This is a genomic window from Duganella fentianensis, from assembly GCF_009857835.1.
In the GTDB taxonomy this organism is placed as follows: domain Bacteria; phylum Pseudomonadota; class Gammaproteobacteria; order Burkholderiales; family Burkholderiaceae_D; genus Rugamonas; species Rugamonas fentianensis.
The window spans coordinates 589,218-612,662 of the sequence record NZ_WWCL01000002.1; the positions used below are offsets into that span (position 1 = coordinate 589,218).

The following is a 23,445-nucleotide window of genomic DNA, read 5'->3' on the forward strand; positions in this document are numbered from 1 at the left end:
TTTTTTTGCCGTCTGGCGGCGCGCTTATGGGTGCTTGGCCAGCCAGGCGTCGATCTCGGGCAGGCGCGTGGTTCTGACCTTGATGCGGTACTGGATGGCCGCGATGGCCATATTGGTATCGCCCTGCGCCTCCGGTGCCAGATATTTGCCGGCATAGGCACGCAGCTTGTCCAGCATGGCCGGATCGGAAGAACGGCCACCCAGACGGGCGAAATAGCGGCTGCGCGCACTGGCATCGACTTTCTTCTCGAACTCGGCGTAGTGGGCGATGCTGTAGTCGTAAGCCATGTCCGGATGGTTGCCCGCCACATGGCCGACGATGGCCGCGCTGGTTGTCACGCCGCCCTCGTCCGCCAGTGCCAGTTCCAGCGCGCGCCGGGCCAGTTGCACATCCTTGGCCATGCCGAGCAGGCCATACAGCTCGGCCTTGATCATCGGGGTCGGCTCGTCCTGTGCCGCCTTGTGCAGCTGCTCCCAGGTTGCCGTGTCGGCGTTTTCCGCCAGCACGCCGAGGATAGGGCGGCGCAGTTCCGGCGGCAGGGCGCGCGCATCATGGCCCACGGCGGCAAAGCGGCGGCGTGCTTCGGCCGTCACGCTCTCGTCGCCCATGGCACCCAGCGCCACCACCAGCGTTTCGCGCAGATTGGCCACGGCCGAACTCTCGCCGGCACGGGCTTGCCAGCCCAGATGGGCCAGTACGGGCGCCAGCCGCTGGCGGCCATAGCGGTCCAGCGCCGCCTGCTGGTCCGGCTTGCCTTCATACAGGCCGTGCAAGCTGAGCAGAACGCCGGCAATGCTGTTCCAGACTTGCGGCGCCGCGTCGACGGCCGCGTTGCTGGCCAGATCGAGGGCGCTGCTGGCCGGCATCTGGCCGGCCATGCCGAGGGCGCGGCTATCGCCCAGCAGTCCCAGCTGATCGATGGTGGGTAGCTGGCGGAACTGGCTGGCCAGGCTGGCGAAGGCTTGCGGCGCGTACAGGGTGCGGTAGTAACCGGTCTGACCGGCATTCACCAGGACAGCGCCGCAGCCGGGCAGGGTAACACTGGCCTTGCCGTTGCTGACCAGCGTACGCACGGGCGCACCACCCACCGTCTGCGCGATCACGGGCACGCGCCAGCGCAGCGGCTGTTTGTCCGGCTGGTCCTTGCTGAATTCTTCCTGCGTCAGGGTGACGCGGGTCTGGCCCTTGCTGCAGCTGGCTGCGGCAACGCGGATCATGGGCACGCCCGGCTGCAGGGTAAAGTCGTGGGCGATCGCCGTGACCGGTTTGTGGGCGGCCTGTTCGACGGCGCGCCACAGGTCGTCGGAGACGGTGTTGCCGTACTTGTGCTTGGCCATGTAGTTGCGCACGCCGCTACGCCAGGCCTGCTCGCCCACGTAGTCCTCCAGCATGCGGATGACGGCTTCGCCTTTCTGGTAGGTGATGCTGTCGAAAGCCTGGCTGGCCTGTTCTACCGTGGCGATTTTCTGCACCACGGGATGGGTGGTGGCCAGCGCATCCTGGCCCATGGCCTGTTCGCGCGTATCGACTGCGCGCAGCGACCATTGCCATTCCGGATGCAGGCGGTTGGTGGTACGCGATTCCATCCACGAGGCAAAGCCCTCGTTCAGCCACAGGTCATCCCACCAGGCCATGGTGACCAGATCGCCGAACCACTGGTGCGCCATTTCGTGCGCAGCCACCAGGAAGGAGGTCTGCTGGTCGTCCTGGGTGGCGATGCGCGGATCAAGCAGGATGGCATTTTCGAAGGTGAAGATGGCGCCCCAGTTTTCCATCGCGCTGAAGGACTGGCTGCTGCCCGGTGCGCCGATGTTGTCGAGTTTGGGCAGCGGATATTTGACGCCGAAGTAGTCGTTGTATTCCTTCAGCACGGCGACCGAAGAATCGAGCGCGAACTGGCCCTGGGAGACCATGCCTTTCTGGGTAATGATGCCCAGCTCCGTGCCATCGACCACCTTGCTGGCGCGGTCGAATTCGCCCATGGCGAAGAACAGCAGATAGGTGGACATTTTCGGCGAGGTGGCAAAGCGCACCAGCTGGCGGCCGTCGGCCAGTGTGCTGGTGCTGCTCACCGGCATATTCGACACCGCCATCTGGCCGGCCGGAATAGTGGCTTCCAGCGTGAAGGTGGCTTTGTAGGCCGGCTCGTCCCACGATGGAATCATGGCGCGTGCATCGGAGTTCTCGAACTGGGTGTAGAGCGCGCGTTTTTTCGCGCCGCCGTTTTCATAGTCGAGCGAGAACAGGCCGCTGGCCTGGGTGCTGATCTTGCCGTCGTAATCGAGCTTGAGCTGGTAGCCGCCCTTGGCCAGCGTGCGCGGGAAGTGCAGGGTGACGGTCTGGGTCTTGGCATCGATGCTGATATGGTCTGCTGCCAGCACAGTCTGGCCGGGGCCGGCGCTGATGGCTGCGCCGCGGAAGCTCAGGTCGGCCGCATGCAGGGTCAGGCTGTCGCTGGCCTGCACCACATCGAGCGCGATGGTGACGCTGGCGCTGAAGCTGCGCTGGGCTGCATCGGGCACCAGCGAAACCGCGTAGTGGCTGGGTACGGCGTTGCGGGGCAGCTGGGTGGTGGTCTGGACAGGCGCGCTGGCCGTCTGTTTGGCCGCGGCGGCCTGCGCGCTGGCGGGCAGGGTGCTGGCCAGCGCCAGCATGACGGCCAGCGAAATCAGTGTGCGTTGCATGGGATCCTTGTAGAGAGTGAGCCGGTGAGCTGACGAATGGTCCGGATGGCTTCGTGAGCCAACGCGCAATCTTAGTGGATCTGGTCATAATGTCAATATTTGCTGGATAGTCTGTACACGTGGAACGACATCGCCAGGCCAATCCGGCGTATCATGCGCTACGCGGCATGCCGCCTGATTGGCTAGTATTTTGCTAGTTTTGAGCCGTTGCTGCAGCAGTCTTGCCGTAATCCGAATCAAGGGAGTGTTAGATGAAACTGTATTCCGCACCGCGCGCCCCGAACCCGCGCCGGGTGGCCATGTTCCTGGCTGAAAAAGGCATCACGGATGTGGAGCTGCTGTCCTTCGATCTGCTGCAGGGCCAGCAGCGCAGTGCCGGCTATCTGCAGAAGAATCCGTTCGGACGGGTGCCGGCGCTGGAACTCGATGATGGCCGCATACTGACGGAAACCCGTGCCATCTGCAGCTGGCTGGAAGGCTACGTGCCGGAACCGAATCTGATGGGCGAGGGCTATGATGAACGGGCCTTTATCGAAATGGCCGACCGTCGGGTGGAACTGTATCTGCTACAGGGCATCGCCGATTGTGCGCGCCATACCCATCCGGCACTGGCGCCGCTGGAACAGCCGCAGTTTCCCGAGTTCGGCGCCGCCCAGGGCGAGCGCATGCGCGTGACGGCGCGCTGGCTGGACCAGCAACTGGCGCAGCAGCCGTATATCGCCGGCCAGCGTTACACGATTGCCGATATCACGGCTTTCTGCGCGCTGGAATTCGGCCGCGGCCTGCTCAAATTCCGCCCCGGCGACGAGGCCATGCCCCACCTGCAGGCATGGCGCGACCGCATCGCGGCCCGCCCCGGTGCGCAGGCAGCATATTAAACCCTTGCGCATGTTCAGGGACGCCAAGGTCCGATCTGCAACGCGCAGCCAGCGTGTGCTGATCTGGCTGGGCGGCGCCGTGCTGGCCAGTCTGATAGGCGCCGGCCTGTATGGCTCGGCTGCCAGCACGGTGGACGCCAATGCGGCACTGCGCTTCGATAATCTGGCGCGCAATACCCAGTACGGTATCGCCGCCCGCATCAAATCGTATTCCGATATCACGCGCGGACTGGTGGCGCTGTTCCAGACCGGCCCGCAGATCAGCCGCCTGCAGTTCCACCAGTATGTGGCCAGCCTCGATATTGCGCGCCACTTCCCCGCCATCGAAACGCTGAACTGGGCGCCGCAGGTGCGCGACGAGCAGCGCGCTGCCTTCATTGCCGGCGTGCGCGCCGATACCAGCCTCGATGCACGCGGCTATCCTGCTTTCGATATCCGGCCGGCCGGGCGGCGGCCCGAGTACATGCCGCTGACCTATCTGGAGCCGGCCCTGATACTGCGGGAAAAGCTGGGGGTGGACGTGATCGCCGATCCGGCCGTGGCGCGGGTGGTGATGGCCGCGCGCGATAGCGGACAGGTGATGGCCTCGGGCCAGCCGGTGATGGTACAACACCCGCTGCCGCATATCGGCATGGGCATACGGCTGCCCGTGTACCGCTCCGGCATGCCGCAGGATGATGTGGCCCAGCGCCGTGCGGCCTATGTGGGCTCGGTGGGCGTGGGCTTCAGCGTACCGCGCCTGCTGCAGGGGGCGATTGATGAAATGGCGGTGCGCCAGCTGCATCTGGTGCTGTATGCCGATGCCAGCCGCGATGCCGAGCAGCGCCGGCTGGAACTGGAAGCGGCCGACCATGTGCTGTTCAATGATGATGGCTCGCTGCAGCCTAGGCGTGAGCTGATGAATGCGCGGGAAGAGTATTTTGTCGCCGTGCTGCCTATCGATTTTCACGGCAGCCTGTGGAAGGCCCAGTTTTTCGTGCACAAGGATCAGCTGCTGACCCCGTTCGACCGCGCCCTGCCCTGGGTGGCCGGCGCCACCGGCTTTGCCGGCAGCGTGCTGCTGTACAGCTATGTGCTGGTACTGTACTCCTCGCGCCGCCGCGCCATCAAACAGCGTCTGTTGCTCGATACGGTGCTCGACAATGTCGATGCCCACGTCTACATGAAGGATATCAAGCGCCACTTCATCTACGTCAATGCGCGCATGGCCGAAGCCATGGGCATGACGGCCGACCAGATGATAGGCAGGGCTGATCGCGATCTGATGCCGGCCAGCGTGGCCGACGAGGCCTGGGAACAGGAGCAGCAGGTATTTGCCGATCGCCATACCCGTTCCGGCGAAGTGCGTCAGGTCGATGCCGATGGCGGTGCCCACTACCGCTGGACCATCAAGGCGCCGGTGGTGATAGACCGTAGCGTGACGGCCGTAATCGGCCTGTCGACCGACGTGACGGAGCTGCACGAGCTGAAGGAAAAAGCCGATACGGCCAATCAGGCCAAGAGCGAGTTCCTGTCGAATATGAGCCATGAAATCCGCACGCCGATGAACAGTATTATCGGCATGTCCCATCTGGCACTGAAATCGGTGAACGACCCGAAACAGCGCGACTATCTGGAAAAGATCTTCCATTCCGGCCGCCATCTGCTGGGCATCATCAACGACATCCTCGATTTCTCCAAGATCGAAGCCGGCAAGATGGAGCTGGAAGTGCTGGACTTCGCGCTCGATGCACTGCTCAATAACATCGTCAGCCAGCTGGGCGAGGGCGCCGCTGCGCGCGGGCTGACGCTGGAAATCGCCGTGGCCGAAGGCATGCCGCCCCAGCTGCGCGGCGACCCGCTGCGGCTGGAACAGGTGCTGCTCAACTTCACCAGCAACGCCATCAAATTCTCCGAGCAGGGCACGGTGCAGATCCGCGCCAGCTTGCGTGGCCGTTGCGAAGAGGGGCTGGAAGTGCGCTTCGAAGTGTCCGACCAGGGCATAGGGATGACGCCGGAGCAGCTCGAGCAGCTGTTCCAGTCCTTCCATCAGGCCGACACTTCCACCACACGGCGTTATGGCGGCACGGGACTGGGGCTGGTGATCAGCAAGCAGCTGGCCGAACTGATGGGCGGTACGGTCGGGGTAGAAAGCCGCGCCGGTGCCGGCAGCACCTTCTGGTTCACGGCGCGGCTGGCCTGTGCCAGCAGCCTGCTGCAGCATAGCGATGATCAGGTGCAGGCGGAGGTGCTGGACAGCATACGCGGCAGTTCCATCCTGCTGGTGGAGGACAATGTCTTCAGCCAGCAGGTGGGGCGCGAACTGCTGGAAGATGCCGGTGCTACCGTGTGCGTGGCCAACAACGGCAAGGAAGCCATCGATCTGCTGCTCAAGGAAGGTTTCGACTGCGTGCTGATGGATGTGCAGATGCCGGTGATGGATGGCTACGAAGCCACCCGTTTGATCCGTGCCCACCCCAAGCTGGCGGGCACCCTGATCATCGCCATGACGGCCAATGCCGGCATCGTTGATCAGGAGCGCTGTCTGGCGGCCGGCATGGATGAATTCATTGCCAAGCCGGTGGCGCCTACGCTGCTGTTCAATATGCTGGCGCGCTGGATGCGCCAGCGTCCACCCAGCGGGCAGGCGCGCGCGCGGTCCTTGTCGTCCTCGCCATCCTACTATGCGCTGCCGCAGCAGCCGGTGGTGGGGGAGGACGTACTGGCCCAGCCCATGTTCGATCTGGCCGTGCTGGCCCAGACCTTCGGCCACCGGGCCGACAAGATGCATAAATTCGCCTTGCTATTCCTCGATGCGGCGCGTGATGGCCTGCGCGAACTCGATGCCGCGCTGGCCCGGCAGGACAGCGCCCAGCTGGCCGAACTGGGGCACCGCATCAAGTCGTCGGCACGGGCAGTGGGGGCGATGCGCTTTGGCGCCCTGTGTCTGGCGCTGGAACAGCAGCGTCACGATAGCGATCCGGCGCTAGCCCGGCAGCTGGTGCAGCAGCTACATACCATGCTGGCCCAGCTGGAAGCGCTGATGACGCAGGAACTGCTGGCCTACTCGGAGAGCTAGAGCGATAATACACGCTCCTTTCCCTTGATGAGCCCTATGGAAGCAAGCGTAACGCCCGGACTGATAGTTTTGCATGGCAACCAGCTGGAAATGCTGCGCAGCGCCGTGTTCCAGTGGCTGCGCCAGCAACCGCTGGGCGCGCTGGAGCAGGAAGTATTTCTGGTGCAGTCCAACGGCGTGGCGGAATGGCTGAAGATTGCGCTGGCCGAGGAACTGGGCATCTGCGCCGCCACCCGCGTGGCGCTGCCGGCCCGCTTCCTGTGGGAGACCTACCGCGGCATGCTGGGCCACGAGCAGGTGCCCGCCATTTCCGCTTTCGACAAGGGCCCGCTGACCTGGCGTCTGATGCGTTTGCTGCCCGGCTTGCTGGCCGACCCGGTGTTTGCCCCGCTACGGCATTTTCTGGCCGATGGTGCGCCCGAGCGGCGTTTGCAGCTGGCCGAACGGCTGGCCGACCTGTACGACCAGTATCAGGTCTACCGCGCCGACTGGCTGGACGACTGGGCGCACGGACGCGACCAGCTGCGCCGTGCCGGCGATGCCGGCGCCGCGCTGGCGCTAACGCCCGAGCAGCGCTGGCAGGCGCAGTTGTGGCGCGCCGTGATCGCCGATGTAGCTCCGGACCAGCGCGAACTGGGACGGGCCACCATCCATACGGAATTCGTCCGTGCTGTCGCAGCGGGCGAGGCGCCGCTAGGCCGGCTGCCGCGCCGCATCGTGATATTCGGCGTCTCGGCGCTGCCGTTCCAGACCCTGCAGGCGCTGGCCGCACTGTCGGCCTACACCCAGGTGCTGCTGGCCGTGCCTAACCCTTGCCAGTACTACTGGGGCGACATCATCGAAGGGCGCGAGCTGCTGCGCGCCGCACACAAGCGCCAGCAGCCGCGCAATGGCCACGATCTGGGTGCGCTGCCGCTCGAACAGCTGCATGCGCACAGCCATCCGCTGCTGGCCAGCTGGGGACGTCAGGGGCGTGACTTCATCCGCCTGCTGGACGAATTCGACACCGCCAGCGCCAGCCTGCGCGACGGCGATGGCCAGCCTTTGCGGGTCGACCTGTTCAGCGATGGCGCCGGCCACACCCTGCTGGAGCAGATACAGGGCGCCGTGCGTGACCTGCTGCCACTGTCCGAGCATCCGGGTCTGCCGCCGCCGGCCAGCGACCGCTCGGTACAGTTCCACATTGCCCACAGCGTGCAGCGCGAAGTGGAAGTGCTGCACGACCAGCTGCTGGCCATGCTGGCGGCCGACAGCACGCTGCGCCCGCGCGACGTGGTGGTGATGGTGCCCGACATCGATACCTTTACGGCGGCCATCCATGCCGTGTTCGCCCAGTACCGGCGCAGCGATGCGCGCTACATTCCGTTCGAAATCGGCGACGTCAACGACCGCAGCGTGAATCCGCTGCTGGTGGCGCTGGAGTGGCTGCTACGCCTGCCGCAGCAGCGCTGCCGCCAGAGCGAAGTGCGCGATCTGCTCGACGTGCCGGCCGTGGCCGGCCGTTACGGCCTCGATAGCGAGGACATGGCCACGCTGGGCCTGTGGATAGAAGGCGTGGGTGTGCGCTGGGGGCTGGACCCCGAGCACCGCAGCGGGCTGGGGCTGGGCGCTGCGGGCGAGCAGAATTCCTGGCTGTTCGGCGTGCGCCGCATGCTGCTCGGTTACGCCAGCGGCAATGGCGCGGCCTTCGGCGGTATCGAACCGTATGGCGAAGTGGGCGGGCTGGATGCCGCGCTGGCCGGTTCGCTGGCCCAGCTGGTGACGGACTTGCTGCACTGGCGCGGCGTGCTGGCGCAGCAGCGTACGCCGGCCGAATGGGGGGTGCAGGCGCGCGCCCTGCTGGCAGCCTTCTTCAGCGCAGGCGAGGAGGGCGACCGCCTGACGCTGGCCCAGCTCGACGAAGCGCTGGCACGCTGGCTGGAAACCTGCGAGAACGCCGGCTTTGACGAAGCCGTGCCGCTGGCCGTATTGCGCGAAGCGTGGCTAAGCCTGCTGGACGAGCCGACGTTGAACCACCAGTTCGTGTCTGGCGGCGTGACCTTCTGTACGCTGATGCCGATGCGCGCCGTACCGTTCCGCGTGGTCTGCCTGCTGGGCATGAATGATGGCGATTTCCCCCGTCGCGCACCGCGCGCCGACTTCGACCTGCTGGCGCTGGCCGGCATGGCCAGACCGGGCGACCGCTCGCGCCGCGACGATGACCGCTACCTGATGCTGGAAGCCGTGCTGGCCGCGCGCGACAAGCTGTACATCAGTTGGGTGGGACGCAATGTGCGCGACAACTCGGCCCAGCCGCCTTCCGTGCTGGTAGCGCAGCTGTGCGACTACCTGCGCGCGGGCTGGCAGATTGCGCTGGAACAGCTGACCACCGAACACGCGCTGCAGCCATTCAGCCGGCGCTATTTCGAGCAGGACGGTCTGCTGACCTATGCGCGCGAATGGCGCATAGCACACGGCGAACAGCCCGCTGCGGACGCCGCCAGCGCGCTGGCGCCCTATGAACTCGAGCCGGACCACCGCTTGAAACTGGCCGATCTGGTCAACTTCATGCGCCAGCCCGTGCGCTACTTCTTCCGCCAGCGCCTGGGCGTGGTGTTCGGCGATGCCGCGCAGGTGGGCGAGGACGAAGAACCGTTCGCGCTGGACGGGCTGGAACGCTACCAGCTGGAAGACCAGCTGCTGGCCGATGAAGGCGAAGACGAACTGCCCGAACAGGTGGCCGAGCAACTGACCCTGCGTGCGGCGCGGCTGGCGCGCGAAGGGCGGCTGCCGATAGGCCTGATCGGCCAGCAGTACCAGCAGCAGCTAGTGGCCGGACTGCTGCCCGTGCGCAGCGCATGGCTGCAGCTGCGCCAGCAATATCCGCGGCCGGCCCCCAAGGTAGCCGTGACGCTGGAACTGGGCGGCCTGCAGCTGGAAGACTGGGTGGACCAGCTGCGCAGCGATGGCCATGGCACCGTGTGGCTGGGGCAAATATCGTCCAAGGTGTTGGACAAGCAGGGCGGCCTGCGGGCGGAAAAGCTGATCGAGATCTGGCTGCGCCAGCTGGCGCTGGCCGCCAGCGGCACGCCCGTGGCGGCCCATCTGATCGCGCGCGACGCCCACGTGCAGATGCAGCCCATGCTGCAGCCGGCCGCTCTGGCCGTGCTGGACCAACTGGCAGCGCTATGGCGCAGCAATATGGACCAGCCATTGCCCACGGCCTGCAAGACCGCGCTGGCACTGCTCAAAGACGAAGATGCACGCGCTATCTACGATGGCGGTTTCGAACTGGCCGGCGAAGTGGCGGACCTGTGTCTGGCCCGCTTGTGGCCCGAGTTCGCCCAGCTGGAAGCGCAGGCCGGTTTTGCCGACGTGGCCGAGCGCCTGTACGGCCCGTTGCTGATGTGGCTGGGGACGGCGATCACCATACATCCACTGGATCAGGAAGGGGCAGCATGAGCAGCAGCGCAATCCCGTTAAGGGCACTGGAGTTTCCGCTGCATGGCTCGCGCCTGATCGAGGCCAGCGCCGGTACCGGCAAGACCTGGACCATCGCCGCCCTGTATGTGCGGCTGGTGCTGGGCCACGGCGGTGCCCAGGGCTATCAGCGCCCCTTGCTGCCATCGGAAATACTGGTGATGACCTTTACCCGTGCGGCCACGCGCGAACTGTCCAACCGCGTGCGCGAGCGGCTGGTGGAAGCAGCCGCGTACTTCCGTGCCTACGCCGCCATGCCGCTGGCCGGCACGCGTGATGCCTATCTGGACGAAATCCTGCAGGACTATCCCGATGCCGCCGCCCAGCAGCAGGCCGCGCACCGGCTGATGCTGGCCGCAGAAACCATGGACGAAGCGGCCATCTTCACGATCGACGCATGGTGCCAGCGCATGTTGCGCGAACATGCTTTCGATAGCGGCAGCCTGTTCGACGAAGAATTGCTCAGCGACGAGCAGACCCTGTACGAAGATGCAGCGCACGACTACTGGCGTCAGCAGGTGTATCCGCTCAATGCGGCCGCTCTGCAGCCACTGCTGGCCTGCTGGGCCAATGTGGGCGCGCTGAAAAAAAGCCTGCGCGAGCTGACCCGCCGTGCCGACCTGATAGGCGCTAGCCGTGCGGCCGGCTGCAGCGATGCGCCGCTGGGCACACTGATCGTCCAGTTGCAGCAACAGCAGCAGGCCACGCTGCGTCAGCTCAAGCAGGGCTGGGACGAGCGCATCGCCGCCATGGAGCAGTGGATCAATCAGCAGCGCGCTATCGCACCCAAATGCTTCAACGGCGTGAAGATGAAGCCGGAAAGCGTGGCCGGCTGGTTCGATAGCCTGCGTGCCTGGGTGGCCGATGCCCATGCCACCCATCCCGATCTGAAGGATACGGCGTGGCGCCGCCTGACGCCAGATGGTATCGCCGATGCCTTTGCCAAAGATTTCAGCGCCGCAGTGCCGGACTGCTTTGACGCCATCGCTCCGCTGAAAGCAGCGCTGGACCAGATCGAGCCGCTGTCGTTCGCCCTCTACCGCCACGCAGTGGGATTGATCGCCGCGCGCATGGCGGAACTCAAACTGCGCAACCGCCAGTTCGGTTTTGCCGACATGCTGGACCGGCTCAACGCTGCGCTGCAGGGCGAGAATGGGCCGGCGCTGCGCCAGCGCATCATCAGCCAGTATCCGGTGGCGCTGGTGGACGAGTTCCAGGATACTGCGCCCAACCAGTACCAGATTTTCAACCAGCTATACCGTGTGGCCGATAACGATGCGGCCACGGGCCTGTTCCTGATCGGCGACCCCAAACAGTCCATCTATGGATTCCGCGGTGCCGACATCCACAGCTATCTGGCCGCGCGCGCTGCCACGGCGGGGCGCCATTACCAGCTCGGCACCAACTACCGTTCCACGGTGGCCTTGGTGGCGGCCGTCAATCAGCTATTCCTGCATGCGGAAAGCGGCGCCGGTGGCACTGGCTTTGCCCGAGGCGCTTTCCGCTTCCGCAATCCGGCCGACGGCTTCAATCCGCTGCCGTTCGAAGCGGTCGGTGCGCGCGGGCGCGAAGAGCAGCTGCGCAATGGCGCCGGCACGCTGCCGGCCATGGTGCTGGCCTGTAGCGCCATGCCGCTGAAGGCCGATGCCTACCGCGAGTTCTTTGCCTGGCAGTGCGCCGAGCAGATCGTCAGCCAGCTTAACGATGCGGCCACCGGCTTTGCCGGCCCGCACGGGCAGCAGCGTTTGCAGCCGGCCGATATCGCCGTGCTGGTGCGCGACCGGCGCGAAGCCACGGCCATCCGCACGGCGCTGCAGCGGCGCGGCGTGGCCAGCGTCTACCTGTCGGACAAGGATGCCGTGACGGACAGCGAAGAAGCGGCCGATGTGCTGCGCTGGCTGTCGGCCGTGGCCACGCCGCTCGATGGCGCGCTGGCCCGCGCTGCGTTTGCCACCGCCACCTGCGGCCTGTCGCTGGCGGAACTGGCACGGCTTTCGTCCGACGAGCTGGCATGGGAAAGCCGGGTGGAACAGCTCAAGGGCTGGCACGCGGTGTGGCAGCGGCAGGGCGTACTGGCCATGCTGCGCCGTTTCATCCATGACCTCAACCTGCCGGCCACCCTGATCCAGCAGCCCGGCGGCGAACGCCGCCTGACCAATCTGCTGCATCTGGCCGAACTGCTGCAGACCGCCAGCCGCCAGCTCGATGGCGAACAGGCGCTGATCCGCTGGCTGGCGGAGCAGATAGAAGGCGGCGAAGCGGGCGGCGACGAACGCGTGCTACGGCTGGAGAGTGATGCCGAGCTGGTGAAAGTCATCACCGTGCACAAATCCAAGGGCCTCGAATATCCGCTCGTGTATCTGCCGTTTGCCGTCACCGCGCGCAAGGTGGAGCGGCGCAACCGCAGCTTCTTCGAATACAGCGATACGCAGGGTGAACGCCATATCGACATGGCACTCACCGACGAAGCGCTGGCCCTGATGGAACAGGCCCGTTTGCAGGAAGACCTGCGCCTGCTGTACGTAGCACTGACGCGGGCGCGCCACTACCTGTGGCTGGGCGTGACAGCGCAGGCGGCCCGCAAGGAAGGCGAAAACACGCTGCACGAATCGGCGCTCGGCTATCTGCTGACGGGCGGCGCTGCGCTGCCGTCGGAGCTGATGCTGGAACGCTGGCAGCATGCGATCGCCGGCTGCGACAGCATCGAGCTGCAAACCCTGGCAGCCACCGCGACGGCGCCCGTCACCCGTTTGCAGCGGGTGGAACAGCGCCCCGCGCTGCTGGAACCGCAAGGCTATGCGGCGGCGTTCGAACGTGACTGGGCAGTGGGCAGTTTCAGTTCGCTGGCACGCCGCACCGGCCCCACTGCCAGCATAGGCCAGGCCTTGCCGGTGCCGCGCGACAGCGCGCAGGAAGATCTGCTGCAGGGTGAAGTGGCCACGGCCGGCGCTGTGCAGAAGGTGGATGACGTGGCCTGGCACCGTTTCCCGCGCGGCTCCGTACCGGGCAACTTCCTGCACGAGCAGCTGGAATGGCTGGGCAAAGAAGGATTCGCCATGGTGGCGCAGGACAGCTTTGCCAGCCGGCTGGCGCGCCGCGTCGAGCGGGCCGGCTGGGGCAACCGGCTGCAGGATACCGAGACCTGGCTGCGCCAGATCGTCAGCACGCCGTTGCCCCATCTGCAGGCGCCGCTAAGTGCCATCCGCCAGCCGCTGCCCGAAATGGAATTCTGGTTCCCCAGCGAGCGGCTGAATACCACGGCGCTCGACGCCCTGTGCGTGCAATACCTGCTGGATGGCGTGGCCCGGCCAGCACTGCCCGAACGCGAGCTGCACGGCATGCTGAAAGGCTTTGCCGATCTGGTGTTCGAGCACGAAGGACGCTACTGGGTGCTCGATTACAAATCGAATGCGCTGGGCGGCAGCGATGCTTCTTACCATACGGCGGCGCTGGTGGCGGCCATGGCCGAACACCGCTACGACATTCAGGGCGCCATCTACCTGCTGGCGCTGCACCGGCTGCTGCAAAGCCGGCTCGGTGCGTGCTACGACGCAGCGCGCCATCTGGGCGGCACGCTATTCCTGTTCCTGCGCGGGATCGCCAACGAGCACACGCGCGGCTGCTATCTGATTACCCCCGATCTCGGCCTGCTGGACGGTCTGGATCTATTGCTGGAGGCGCCCGTTGCGGCGCAGGATGAGGTTGACCATGCTGACTAGCCGTTCCGAAGCACTGCTGGCGCAGCTCGATGTGCTGACCGAAGCCGGCCATCTGCGCCGCCTGAGCGGTACTTTCGCCCGTTTCATCGGCACTCTGGGGCAGGATACGGCACCGCTGCTGGCGGCCTGCGTGCTGCTGGCCGAACTGGAAGGGCGCGGCCATAGCTGCATGAAGCTGGACGACTTGTCCGGTGCCGTGAGCACCCAGCTGGGCTGGCAGCCGGATTTGTGGCGCGGCCTGCGCGACAGCGTGGCGGGCTGGCCGCAGGATGGGGCAGGGTGGCGCAAGCTGCTGGCCGCCAGCGAACAGGTGTGGGCTGTGGGCGATCTGGATTTCGACCAGCCGCTGGTGCTCGATGGCGAGCGCCTCTATCTGCGCCGCTACTGGCGCGATGAAAAACTGGTGGCCCTGGCCGTGCGCCAGCGCGCGCTGGGCGAACTGCTGGCCGGCGATGCCAGCGCGGACATTGCCGGCATCCGCCGCTGGCTGGACCTGCTCTTCCCCCACGCCAGCCGTGGCGGAGGCCCGGACTGGCAGAAGATCGCCTGCGCCGTGGCGGTGCGGGGCAAGCTGGGCATCATCACCGGTGGCCCCGGTACGGGCAAAACCTATACGGTGGCGCGCCTGCTGGCATTGCTGTTTGCCAGCGCCGGCAATGGCCGCGACAACCTGCGCGTGGCGCTGGCCGCGCCGACCGGCAAGGCTGCTGCTAGGCTCAAGCAATCGATCGACACGGCGCTGGAAGAACTGGACCAGAAAGTGGGCGCCGAACTGCCGCTGCGTGAACTGGCCGGCCGCATGGGCGCCGCGCGTACCCTGCATAGCCTGCTGGGGGCGCGGCCCGATACGCGCGCCTTCCGCCACCATGCGGGCAACCAGCTGGAAGTGGATGTGCTGATCGTCGATGAAGCCTCGATGATCCACCTCGAAATGATGGCCGCGCTGCTGGCCGCCTTGCCGCCGCAGGCCACCCTGATACTGCTGGGTGACAAGGACCAGCTGGCATCCGTCGAAGCGGGCGCCGTGCTGGGTGATCTGTGCTTTGATGCCGAGGCGGGCGGCTACCACGCCGAAACGCTCAGCTATGTGCGCGATGCCAGCGGCATCAGCATCCCTGACGAATACGCCGGGCAGGCCGGCCCCATCGCCCAGCAGACTGTGATGCTGCGCGAAAGCCGCCGCTTCGGCGGGCCTATCGGCGCACTGGCGCTGGCCGTCAACCGCGGCGATGGTGCGGCCACCGTGCAGGTGCTGCGCCAGCCTTCGGATGGCAAGCTGGCGTGGACCGATCCGGCCCTGCCGGCCGATGCGCTGCAACTGGCGCTGGCGGGCCGCGACGGCGCGCCCGGTGGTTACAGCCGCTATCTGCAGCTGCTCAGGGCCGGTGCGCCCGAGGGCGAGGGCGCCGCTTATCTGGACTGGGTGAAAACCCTGATCGTGGCGTTCGAACGCTTCCGCATCCTGTGCGCCGTGCGCGATGGCGAGTGGGGCGTGCAGGGGCTGAACGAAGCCATAGAACAGCGCCTGCAGAGTGCGGGCCTGTTGCGCCGCTACGGCGAATGGTATGCGGGCCGGCCTGTGATGGTCACGCGTAACGACTATGCGACCGGGGTATTCAACGGCGATATCGGCCTGACGCTGCCGGACCCGTTACGGCCCGGCGCCATGCGCGTGTATTTCTCGGACGGCGATGCGGTGCGCAGCGTACTGGCCACGCGCCTGCGCAACGTCGAAACGGCGTTCGCCATGACGGTACACAAATCGCAGGGATCGGAATTCGAGCACACGGTGCTGGTGCTGCCACGCGAGAGCAATGGCACGCTGGCGCGCGAGCTGGTCTACACCGGCATCACGCGCGCCCGCGAATACTTTACTTTGCTGACGCCGAATCAGCAGGTGCTGCTGGACGCCATCGCCCAGCGTACCCAGCGCGCCAGTGGCCTGCGCGCGCTGCTGACGGTTTGAAGCGGGCCTGATCAGGCCGCGCGGCGGTGGTGCTTGCTGCTCTTGGCGGCTTTGCGGCTGCCTTTGGCGGCGACCTTCATGACTTTGGGTTCGCCATCAGGGCCGGCCACGAAGCGGCGGATATTCAGCGCATCCATCATGCGGGCCGAATTGGCCTTGGCATTGAGCAGTACCAGCGTGGCGTTCTTGCCGGCCGATTTGAAGCGCATGATCAGGCAGCGGCCAGCTTCTTCCGTGTAGCCGGTTTTGGACAGGCCCACATCCCAGCCCTTGGCACCGACCAGACGGTTGGTGTTGTGGTACTCGACCTTGCGGCCTTTGATATTGATGATGTCCTTGGTATCGGTGGTGATACGGCGGATTTCCGGATAGGCCGAGGCGGCGCTGGCCATGCGCACCAGATCGGTGGCGGTGGAGCGGTTGTTAGGCGACAGGCCGGTCGGTTCTTCGATCACGGTCTGGCTCATGCCGAGCGCGCGGATTTTGGCATTCACGGCAGCCTTGAACGCTGCCGGACCGCCGGGGAAGGTGCGTGCCAGCGAGGCGGCTGCACGGTTATCGGACGACATCAGGGCCAGTTGCAGCACATCGCGGCGCGACAGTTCGGCACCGACCGGCACGCGCGAGGTGCTGTGCTTGAGCGTGTCCACATCGGTCTTGTCGATGCTGATAGGCGCTTCCAGATCGGCGCGCGAATCGAGCACCACCATGGCCGTCATCAGCTTGGTCAGCGAAGCGATAGGCACTTGTACGGTGGAGTTCTTTTCCAGCAGGACTTTGCCGGTGTCATCTTCCACCACCAGCACGGACTGCGAGCCCAGCGGCACTGCCAGCGCGGCGGCCGTGACAGAACTCAGTAATACAGCGACAATTTTTTTGAGCATAGTTTCAATATTCGGTTAAATCTGGCGAAATTCGGCAGAGCAGGCGTCTAACACCACGGATTGCCTCTATCTGTACGGCAATACTCTCTCAGGCTGGAAGATAACATTAAAGTGCTTTCTCGTCTATTGAATGTAACTGTCGGATTCCACTAGGCTTATTGGTAATTTTGAGCAAATCCGGGCAAATCTGGCCGCTGCGCGCTCAGGCGCACTTCGGCCCCACTCTGCCGGGCGCGCTCAGGCAGGCGAAAAAAAGCCCCGCAAACGTGGCGGGGCCTTGTTGTACCGGGAGTACAGTCGCTGCGCTGGCGACATACAGCCTGTGGTTTATTTGCTCTGATAAATGCGGTCGAACTCGGCGCCGTCATCAAAGTGTTTTTTCTGCGCCGCTTTCCAGCCGCCGAACACATCATCCACCGTAAACAGACTGATCTGGTGGAAGTTGGCCTTGTATTTTTTGAAAGCCGCTTCCGAACGGGGACGGAAATAGTGTTTGGCGATCACGTCCTGCGCCTGTTCCGTGTACAGGAAGTTCAGGTAGCCGGTCGCCTGCTTGCGCAGATTACGGCGGTCTACCACCTTGTCCACCACGGCGACGGGCGATTCGGCCAGTATCGAGAGCGAAGGATAGACCACTTCGAAGTTGTCGCCGAATTCGGCACGTACCAGATTCACTTCGTTTTCAAACGTCACCAGCACGTCGCCTATGCTGCGCTGGGTGAAGGTGGTGGTAGCGCCACGGCCACCGGCGTCCAGCACCGGTACGTTCTTGAAGATTTTCGTCACCAGCTCGCGCGCCTGTGCTTCATTGCCGCCTTTTTTCAGCACCGAGCCCCAGGCGGCCAGATAGGTGTAGCGGCCATTGCCGGCCGTTTTAGGATTGGGGATGATGACTTTCACGCCCGGTTTGGCCAGATCGCCCCAGTCCTTGATCTGTTGCGGATTGCCTTTGCGCACCAGAAATACCATGGTGGAGTAGAACGGCGCCGCATTGTGGGGGAATTTCTTGGCCCAGTCCTGTACCACCAGCCCACGCTCGGCCAGCATGTCGATATCGTTGGCCTGATTCATGGTCACCACGGCCGCTTCCATGCCATCGGCCACCGAGCGGGCCTGTTTGGACGAGCCGCCATGGGACTGGTTGACGTTGACGGTTTCACCCGTGCTCTTTTTCCAGTCGGCGACGAACAGCGGGTTGATATCCTTGAACAGTTCACGTGCCACGTCATAGGAGGCATTGAGCAGCACCGTATCGGCCGCATGGGCAGGCATGGACAGGCCGAACAGGCCGGCGCTGGTGGCCAGCAGGGCGGTGGTGAACAGGCGGCGGGTAGCTTGGTGCGTAGTCATGGCAGGCTTTCTGATGAACGGACGCTCATAGTGTAAAATTCCGCGCCGAAAAGATACGAATTTTTCGTTATATGCTTATTTTTAAGGAGATGCACGACAGTTCCTCGATTTCCGCATAAGGAATTCCGGAATGATTCGTGGGCAAAAGCAGGGCCAGCTACTAGGCTGTGAAGGCAGGAACGGCGCAGAAACGGGGGCGCCCGCAACGACTTTCATGGCTTGGTGTATAGTCGAATCAGGCACTGAAGAAGGCGTTTAAACGCTTCATTTTTGCTAATAGAAATGTTTGTGAGCGTACATGAGTTCTGAAATTCGCAGTCTTGAAGTCCGACCGGCCGAGGTCAGCGATGCGGTCGCTGCCTGTACGGTGCTGCGCCGTTCCATTGCCGAATGCTGTGGCGTGGACCACAAGCAGGATCCGGCCATACTGGCCGCATGGCTGGGCAACAAGACGCCGGAGATGGTGGCCAGCTGGTTTGCTTCACCCACCAACTATTCCGTGGTGGCCGTACAGGATGGCGTGGTGGTCGGCGTGGCCCTGCTGACAGGCGCCGGCAAACTGGCCCTGTGTTATCTGCTGCCCGAAGTGCGCGGTCAGGGTGTGGGCAAGGCGCTGCTGGAGCGGGTCGAAGCGCAGGCCTGCAGCTGGGGCGTGAAAGCGCTGCAACTGCATAGCACGGCGACAGGCGAGGGCTTTTTTGCCAAATGCGGCTACATCGATTCGGGCAAGGTACGCTCGCCCTACGGCGTCGAAACAGTGTTCTTCTGGAAGCAGCTCGAAGCGGGTGCGCCGGCAGCCGATGGCAGCAAACGCAAGCGCTTCTGCAACTGCAATTCGGCCTGAGCCCGACCTGAATCAGGCCTAGATGCAGGCCTAGATGCAGGCCTGCATTTCCCGCTGCGCTAGGCGCAGATCTGCAAGTCCCATTCCTGCTGGCGCACCGGCTGTGCGCCCACTTCCTCACCCTGTATAAACAGTTTCAGTTCGCCCGGTGCGAAGCGCTGCCACTGTTCGTTGCTGGTCAGCGGGCGGGTGGCGATCACCGTCATGCGGTCATCCGGCTGGTTGTGCTGGCTGAAGTCTATGCTGAGATCGCAATCGACCAGCTGTGCAACGCTGAACGGATACTGGCGCTGCACGCTGTGCAGCTCGGTGCTGCAATAGGCGAACAGCAGTTCGCCGTTGGATAGCAGAAAATTGAAGCTGCCGTATTCGGCGATGCCGGCAGCCAGTATCTGCAGCGTGGCAAACAGCTGGTGACGCGCTGGCCGGTGTTCATAGCGCAGCGCCAGCTCGGACAGGATGTGGCAGAACGCCAGCTCGCTATCCGTATCGCCCCACGGGGCATACAGGCCACGGCGCGGCTGGAATAGTTTGAGATCGCCATTATGGGCGAACGACCAGGTCTGGCCCCACAGCTTGCGCGTGAACGGGTGGCTGTTTTCCAGCGAGACGCGGCCCTGCGTCGCCTTGCGGATATGGGCGATCACATTGCGTGCCTTGATGGGCTGGCTGCGGAATTGCTGCGCCAGCAGCGAGCTGCTGCAGGCCAGCGCATCGGTGTAAAGCTGGCAGTCGCTGCCATTGTGCAGGGCGATGCCCCAGCCGTCGCCATGTTCGGCGCTGCGCCGTGCAAAGCCGGTGAAAGAAAAGTCCAGCGCGGCGGGCTGTTTGCTGCTCATGGCGAGTAATTGGCACATGGGGCTTCCGTAGTCAGTGACGATGGCTAACGATAGCGTCCGTCTGCTTGCGGGGGAAGGAAGCTTTTTGCATATTCATAGCTGCAAGCATTCGTTCAGCTTTTGCTGCCGCTCCGCTAGGCTGTCGCTGTTATACCTATACGACAAGGTGCAGCATGTCATTCTCCGTACTCCAGGACTATCTGGCCCGCCTATCCGGTGCGGCCGGCAACACGTCCAGCATCTGGCTCGATCACGAGGGCCGCGCGCAGGGGCGTTTCTTCAATTGCACGCTGAGCAGCGCCTTCCATCCTATCCGCGCCTTGCAGGACGGTGGCGTACAGGCTTACGAAGGGCTGGCGCGCAGCGCCGCGGCGCAGGATCAGGGCCTGTCGCTATGGCGCTTGCTCGACCACGCAGCCAGCGATGACGAATCCGTGGAGCTGGACCGCCTGTGCCGTCTGCTGCATGCACTGAACTTCTTCCGTCAGGCGGCAGACGGCGGGCCGGACCTGTATCTGAACGTGCATGACCGCCTGCTCAGCGCCGTCAGCAGCAACCACGGCCACGCCTTCCGCCGCATACTCGATGCGCTGGAACTGCCGCTGGCACGGGTGGTGCTGCAATTGCCGGCAGCCACGCCGCAGCAGGGCTGGCTGCTCAACTATGTGGCCGACAATTACCGCCGCAACGGTTTCCGCCTCGCCATCAATGTGGCGGCGCCAGCGGAAGCCTTGCAGATACTGGAGCGCTTGCAGCCGGCCGCGTTCAAGCTCGATGCGGGTGTGGCGACCGATGAGGACCAGCTACTGGCCCTGTTCGCGCGCTGCCGCGCGGCCGGCGTGGCGCTGGTATTCAAACGCATAGAGACGGCGGCAACGCTGGAGCGTTTGCGTGCACTGGCGGCCGACGCCGGGGGCGCGGTGCTGGGGCAGGGCTATCTGCTGGACCAGCCGGGCGCGCAGCTGGCGGAGCTGAATGCAGTCGGGGCGGTGGCCGCCTGAACCTGAGCAGGCAATATCGGTATCGGGGAGGTTTTTTATTCCCTCTGCATAGGCTATAGTACCCATATTGCTTTTGACAGGTAGTGTATGGCAACGCGCAGAGATTTCTTACAGCAGGGTTTAGGTGTGGTCGGGGCTGGTCTGTGTACCGTGCCGCTGATAGGGTGTGCTGCCCGCAGCGTTGCGCCCCATAGCACTGTATCGGTCAGCAAGCCGGCTAGCCATGCGGTACCGCCGGCGACGGCCAGCAAGTCCATGGCCCGTGCATCCGAGCAGAGTGCGCCGTCCGGTACGGAACTGGCGCCACCGCCCGATATATTCGACGCCCAGGCGCTCGATCTGGAGTTCTGGCTGCGCCCCCGTACCATCGAAGTGGTGCGTCCGGCCAGCGGCGAACGGGCCAAGCTGCTGTACTGGCGTGATGGCGAGCTGATACAGTCGGCCTATCAGGACCTGTGCCATCTGATGCGCGATGTGAATGGCAAGGAAACCATCGCCATCGATCCCAAACTGTTCGAAACGCTGTGGGGCACCCAGGCTTTCGTGGCCCGTTACGGCATCGACACCCCGCTGGAAATCCTGTCCGGCTACCGCACGCCCGCGTCCAACCAGAAGCTGCGCGAAGCCGGCGTGCCGGCCGCGCGCCAGTCGCTGCACATGGAAGGGCGGGCCGCCGACATCCGTCTGGCCAACCTGAATTCCGAAGTGCTGGGCGGGCTGGTGCGCAGTTTCCGTCAGGGCGGGGTGGGCTTCTACTACCGCAGCGGTCCCAAGGGCGGCTGGATTCATACCGACACGGGCTTGAACCGTACGTGGAAAGGCTGAGGCTGGGTTACACTGGCGTCTGTTTTTCAAAACAGGAATTCCATGCAAGACCAAACTGATGCGCCCCGTTTCCGTCCCGTGCCATGGCATGCGCTGGAAACGCCGGCCGATGTCGAACTCTGGATCGCCGAACACAATCTGGCCTTGCAGGAACACGTAGGCCGCAATGAAACGGGCTATGGCGTGTGCTTTACGCTGGCGGCTGGCGGCGAAGTGTATCTGCAGACCACCGATGGCGCGCTAGTGCTGGACCTGACCCCCGAAGCCGAATGGATCGCACCGCTGATCATGGCGGCCGCGCAGCTCGATGAAGCGCCGCCCGGACGGCTGTGGGTGCTGCCGGACGATAAACTCATACAATTGATGCTGGGCTTGAGCAGCCTGATCGCCAGTTCCATGCTGGTGGTCGGGCACCGTTTTGGCCGGCCACAGCGCATGGGCGCGTGGTAAGTCCCTGACCAAGGAAAGTTATGCAAAAACGCCTATTTTCAGTTCGACTGCTGGGCACCGCGCTGGCCTTGCTGGCGCTGACGACCCTGCCAGCCAGTGCGGCCGATCTGCTCAACACCGTCAAGGCGCGCGGCACCCTGCGCGTGGCCATGGAAGGCACCTATCCGCCGTTTAACTACAAGGACCAGAAGACGGGCGAACTGGCCGGCTACGATGTGGATGTGGCCCGCATGCTGGGCCAGAAGCTGGGTCTGAAAGTGGAATTCGTCAGCAGCGAATGGGCCAGCATACTGGCCGGTCTGGCCGCCAGCCGCTATGACGTGATCATTTCGCAGGTGGGCATCAACCCCAAGCGCGAACAGGCTTTCGACTTTTCCCAGCCGTATATCTATTCCATGCCGCAGCTGATCGTGCGCAAGGACGACAAGGCCGACTATAAATCGCTGGCCGATCTGAAGGGCAAGAAACTGGGTGTAGGGCAGGGCAGCGTGTACGAGCAGCAGGCCAAGGCCGTGCCCGGCATCGAAGTGCGCAGCTATCCGGCCGCGCCCGACAATATGGCTGATCTGGCGGCCGGCCGCATCGACGCGGCCCTGAACGATAGCCTGATGTCGGCCTATCTGCTGAAAACTTCGCGGCTGCCCATCAAGGCCGGTGCACAGGTGGGGGCCGTCGAGCGCATGGGCATCCCTTTCCAGAAGGGTAATCCGCAATTCAAGCAGGCGCTGAATCAGGCGCTGGCCGCTGCGGCGGCCGATGGCAGCCTCAAAGCCATTTCCATCAAGTGGTTCGGCACTGACGTCAGCAAAGCGCCCTGAGCATGGACTGGCAGGGACTCTACGCACTGCTGCAGGAAGCCGCACCGGTCATGTTGCGCGGCGCCGGCTACACGGTGCTGTTTGCGCTGGCCGCCATGCTGGGCGGGCTGGCCATCGGCTTCCCCGTGGCGCTGATGCGGCTGCTGCCCTACCGTCTGCTGCGCTGGCCGGCCAGTGTCTATGTCAGCCTGATGCGCGGTACGCCGCTGCTGGTGCAGATGTTCGTGATCTATTATGGCCTGTCCAGTGTGGGCATAGAATTCACGCCGGTCACGGCCGGCATCCTGGCTTTGAGCCTGAATTCGGGTGCGTTTCTGTCGGAAAGCCTGCGCGGTGCCATCGGCGCCGTCAGCAAGGGCCAGTGGGCGGCAGCCTACAGTCTGGGGCTGGGCTACCGTGCCACGCTGGCCGAGGTAGTGCTGCCGCAGGCGCTGCGCATCGCCGTGCCGGCCATGAGCAACACTCTGATCAGCCTGATCAAAGACACTTCGCTGGTCTCCGTCATCACCATGACGGAACTGATGCTGTCGACCAAGGAGGTGATTGCCACCACCTTCCAGCCGCTGCCCCTGTACATCGCTGCGGCCGCCATCTACTGGGTGCTTAGCCTGCTGTTCGAAGCCCTGCAGCGGCGCGCCGAACAACGTTTGAATCGCGCCCACCGCTAAA

15 protein-coding genes are annotated in these 23,445 nt (G+C 64.4%); 11 read left to right on the forward strand and 4 right to left on the reverse strand.

The window, feature by feature from the left end; all coding sequences use genetic code 11:
* Positions 1–24: 24 nt before the first annotated feature.
* The gene (locus GTP23_RS10525; RefSeq protein WP_161035096.1) at positions 25–2,685 is read right to left on the reverse strand and encodes a M1 family metallopeptidase; all 2,661 of its coding nucleotides are present in this window, start codon (positions 2,683–2,685) and stop codon (positions 25–27) included.
* 251 nt (positions 2,686–2,936) lie between these two features.
* On the opposite strand from GTP23_RS10525, the gene GTP23_RS10530 reads away from it, so the two are divergent.
* The 5 genes from GTP23_RS10530 to recD are packed head-to-tail and all read left to right on the forward strand — an operon-like array spanning position 2,937 to position 15,765.
* Entirely contained in the window at positions 2,937–3,563 is a 627-nt protein-coding gene (locus GTP23_RS10530) for a glutathione S-transferase family protein (RefSeq protein WP_161035097.1), read from the forward strand.
* 10 nt (positions 3,564–3,573) lie between these two features.
* Entirely contained in the window at positions 3,574–6,621 is a 3,048-nt protein-coding gene (locus GTP23_RS10535; protein WP_161035586.1) for a CHASE domain-containing hybrid sensor histidine kinase/response regulator family protein, read from the forward strand.
* Positions 6,622–6,657: 36 nt separating this feature from the next.
* Positions 6,658–10,062, forward strand: a complete 3,405-nt coding sequence (gene recC / locus GTP23_RS10540) for an exodeoxyribonuclease V subunit gamma (protein ID WP_161035098.1) — start codon at positions 6,658–6,660, stop codon at positions 10,060–10,062.
* Positions 10,059–13,799, forward strand: coding sequence for an exodeoxyribonuclease V subunit beta (gene recB / locus GTP23_RS10545; protein WP_161035099.1), 3,741 nt, complete (start codon positions 10,059–10,061; stop codon positions 13,797–13,799). Before recC ends, recB begins: the two co-directional genes overlap by 4 nt.
* The gene (recD, locus tag GTP23_RS10550; protein ID WP_161035100.1) at positions 13,789–15,765 is read left to right on the forward strand and encodes an exodeoxyribonuclease V subunit alpha; all 1,977 of its coding nucleotides are present in this window, start codon (positions 13,789–13,791) and stop codon (positions 15,763–15,765) included. Before recB ends, recD begins: the two co-directional genes overlap by 11 nt.
* An 11-nt stretch (positions 15,766–15,776) precedes the next feature.
* On the opposite strand, the gene GTP23_RS10555 is transcribed toward recD, so the two are convergent.
* The gene (locus GTP23_RS10555; protein ID WP_161035101.1) at positions 15,777–16,649 is read right to left on the reverse strand and encodes a serine hydrolase; all 873 of its coding nucleotides are present in this window, start codon (positions 16,647–16,649) and stop codon (positions 15,777–15,779) included.
* Positions 16,650–16,976: 327 nt separating this feature from the next.
* Positions 16,977–17,999, reverse strand: coding sequence for a sulfate ABC transporter substrate-binding protein (locus GTP23_RS10560; protein WP_161035102.1), 1,023 nt, complete (start codon positions 17,997–17,999; stop codon positions 16,977–16,979).
* Positions 18,000–18,297: 298 nt separating this feature from the next.
* On the opposite strand from GTP23_RS10560, the gene GTP23_RS10565 reads away from it, so the two are divergent.
* Positions 18,298–18,843, forward strand: a complete 546-nt coding sequence (locus tag GTP23_RS10565) for a GNAT family N-acetyltransferase (RefSeq protein WP_161035103.1) — start codon at positions 18,298–18,300, stop codon at positions 18,841–18,843.
* Between the two features lie 59 nt (positions 18,844–18,902).
* On the opposite strand, the gene GTP23_RS10570 is transcribed toward GTP23_RS10565, so the two are convergent.
* Positions 18,903–19,700, reverse strand: coding sequence for a class II glutamine amidotransferase (locus GTP23_RS10570; protein WP_161035104.1), 798 nt, complete (start codon positions 19,698–19,700; stop codon positions 18,903–18,905).
* A 155-nt stretch (positions 19,701–19,855) separates the two neighbouring features.
* On the opposite strand from GTP23_RS10570, the gene GTP23_RS10575 reads away from it, so the two are divergent.
* From GTP23_RS10575 to GTP23_RS10595, 5 genes are all read left to right on the forward strand, one after another.
* Complete coding sequence (locus tag GTP23_RS10575; RefSeq protein WP_161035105.1) at positions 19,856–20,683, forward strand: EAL domain-containing protein; 828 nt, start codon at positions 19,856–19,858, stop codon at positions 20,681–20,683.
* An 87-nt stretch (positions 20,684–20,770) separates the two neighbouring features.
* A complete protein-coding gene (locus tag GTP23_RS10580; protein ID WP_443093189.1) occupies positions 20,771–21,508 on the forward strand; it encodes a YcbK family protein in 738 nt (245 codons plus the stop codon).
* A 42-nt stretch (positions 21,509–21,550) separates the two neighbouring features.
* The gene (locus GTP23_RS10585) at positions 21,551–21,958 is read left to right on the forward strand and encodes a hypothetical protein (RefSeq protein ID WP_161035106.1); all 408 of its coding nucleotides are present in this window, start codon (positions 21,551–21,553) and stop codon (positions 21,956–21,958) included.
* A gap of 20 nt (positions 21,959–21,978) precedes the next feature.
* Positions 21,979–22,776 carry a transporter substrate-binding domain-containing protein gene (locus tag GTP23_RS10590; RefSeq protein ID WP_161035107.1) on the forward strand — a complete coding sequence of 266 codons (798 nt, stop codon included), beginning with the start codon at positions 21,979–21,981 and terminating at the stop codon, positions 22,774–22,776.
* Positions 22,777–22,778: 2 nt separating this feature from the next.
* Complete coding sequence (locus GTP23_RS10595) at positions 22,779–23,444, forward strand: amino acid ABC transporter permease (protein WP_161035108.1); 666 nt, start codon at positions 22,779–22,781, stop codon at positions 23,442–23,444.
* Position 23,445: the final 1 nt, after the last annotated feature.

Bases quoted from the DNA above. Each gene is read 5' to 3' on its own strand.
- GTP23_RS10525 (WP_161035096.1), bottom strand. From the start codon at position 2,685: ATGCAACGCACACTGATTTCGCTGGCCGTCATGCTGGCGCTGGCCAGC.
- GTP23_RS10530 (WP_161035097.1), top strand. From the start codon at position 2,937: ATGAAACTGTATTCCGCACCGCGCGCCCCGAACCCGCGCCGGGTGGCC.
- GTP23_RS10535 (WP_161035586.1), top strand. From the start codon at position 3,574: ATGTTCAGGGACGCCAAGGTCCGATCTGCAACGCGCAGCCAGCGTGTG.
- recC (WP_161035098.1), top strand. From the start codon at position 6,658: ATGGAAGCAAGCGTAACGCCCGGACTGATAGTTTTGCATGGCAACCAG.
- recB (WP_161035099.1), top strand. From the start codon at position 10,059: ATGAGCAGCAGCGCAATCCCGTTAAGGGCACTGGAGTTTCCGCTGCAT.
- recD (WP_161035100.1), top strand. From the start codon at position 13,789: ATGCTGACTAGCCGTTCCGAAGCACTGCTGGCGCAGCTCGATGTGCTG.
- GTP23_RS10555 (WP_161035101.1), bottom strand. From the start codon at position 16,649: ATGCTCAAAAAAATTGTCGCTGTATTACTGAGTTCTGTCACGGCCGCC.
- GTP23_RS10560 (WP_161035102.1), bottom strand. From the start codon at position 17,999: ATGACTACGCACCAAGCTACCCGCCGCCTGTTCACCACCGCCCTGCTG.
- GTP23_RS10565 (WP_161035103.1), top strand. From the start codon at position 18,298: ATGAGTTCTGAAATTCGCAGTCTTGAAGTCCGACCGGCCGAGGTCAGC.
- GTP23_RS10570 (WP_161035104.1), bottom strand. From the start codon at position 19,700: ATGTGCCAATTACTCGCCATGAGCAGCAAACAGCCCGCCGCGCTGGAC.
- GTP23_RS10575 (WP_161035105.1), top strand. From the start codon at position 19,856: ATGTCATTCTCCGTACTCCAGGACTATCTGGCCCGCCTATCCGGTGCG.
- GTP23_RS10580 (WP_443093189.1), top strand. From the start codon at position 20,771: ATGGCAACGCGCAGAGATTTCTTACAGCAGGGTTTAGGTGTGGTCGGG.
- GTP23_RS10585 (WP_161035106.1), top strand. From the start codon at position 21,551: ATGCAAGACCAAACTGATGCGCCCCGTTTCCGTCCCGTGCCATGGCAT.
- GTP23_RS10590 (WP_161035107.1), top strand. From the start codon at position 21,979: ATGCAAAAACGCCTATTTTCAGTTCGACTGCTGGGCACCGCGCTGGCC.
- GTP23_RS10595 (WP_161035108.1), top strand. From the start codon at position 22,779: ATGGACTGGCAGGGACTCTACGCACTGCTGCAGGAAGCCGCACCGGTC.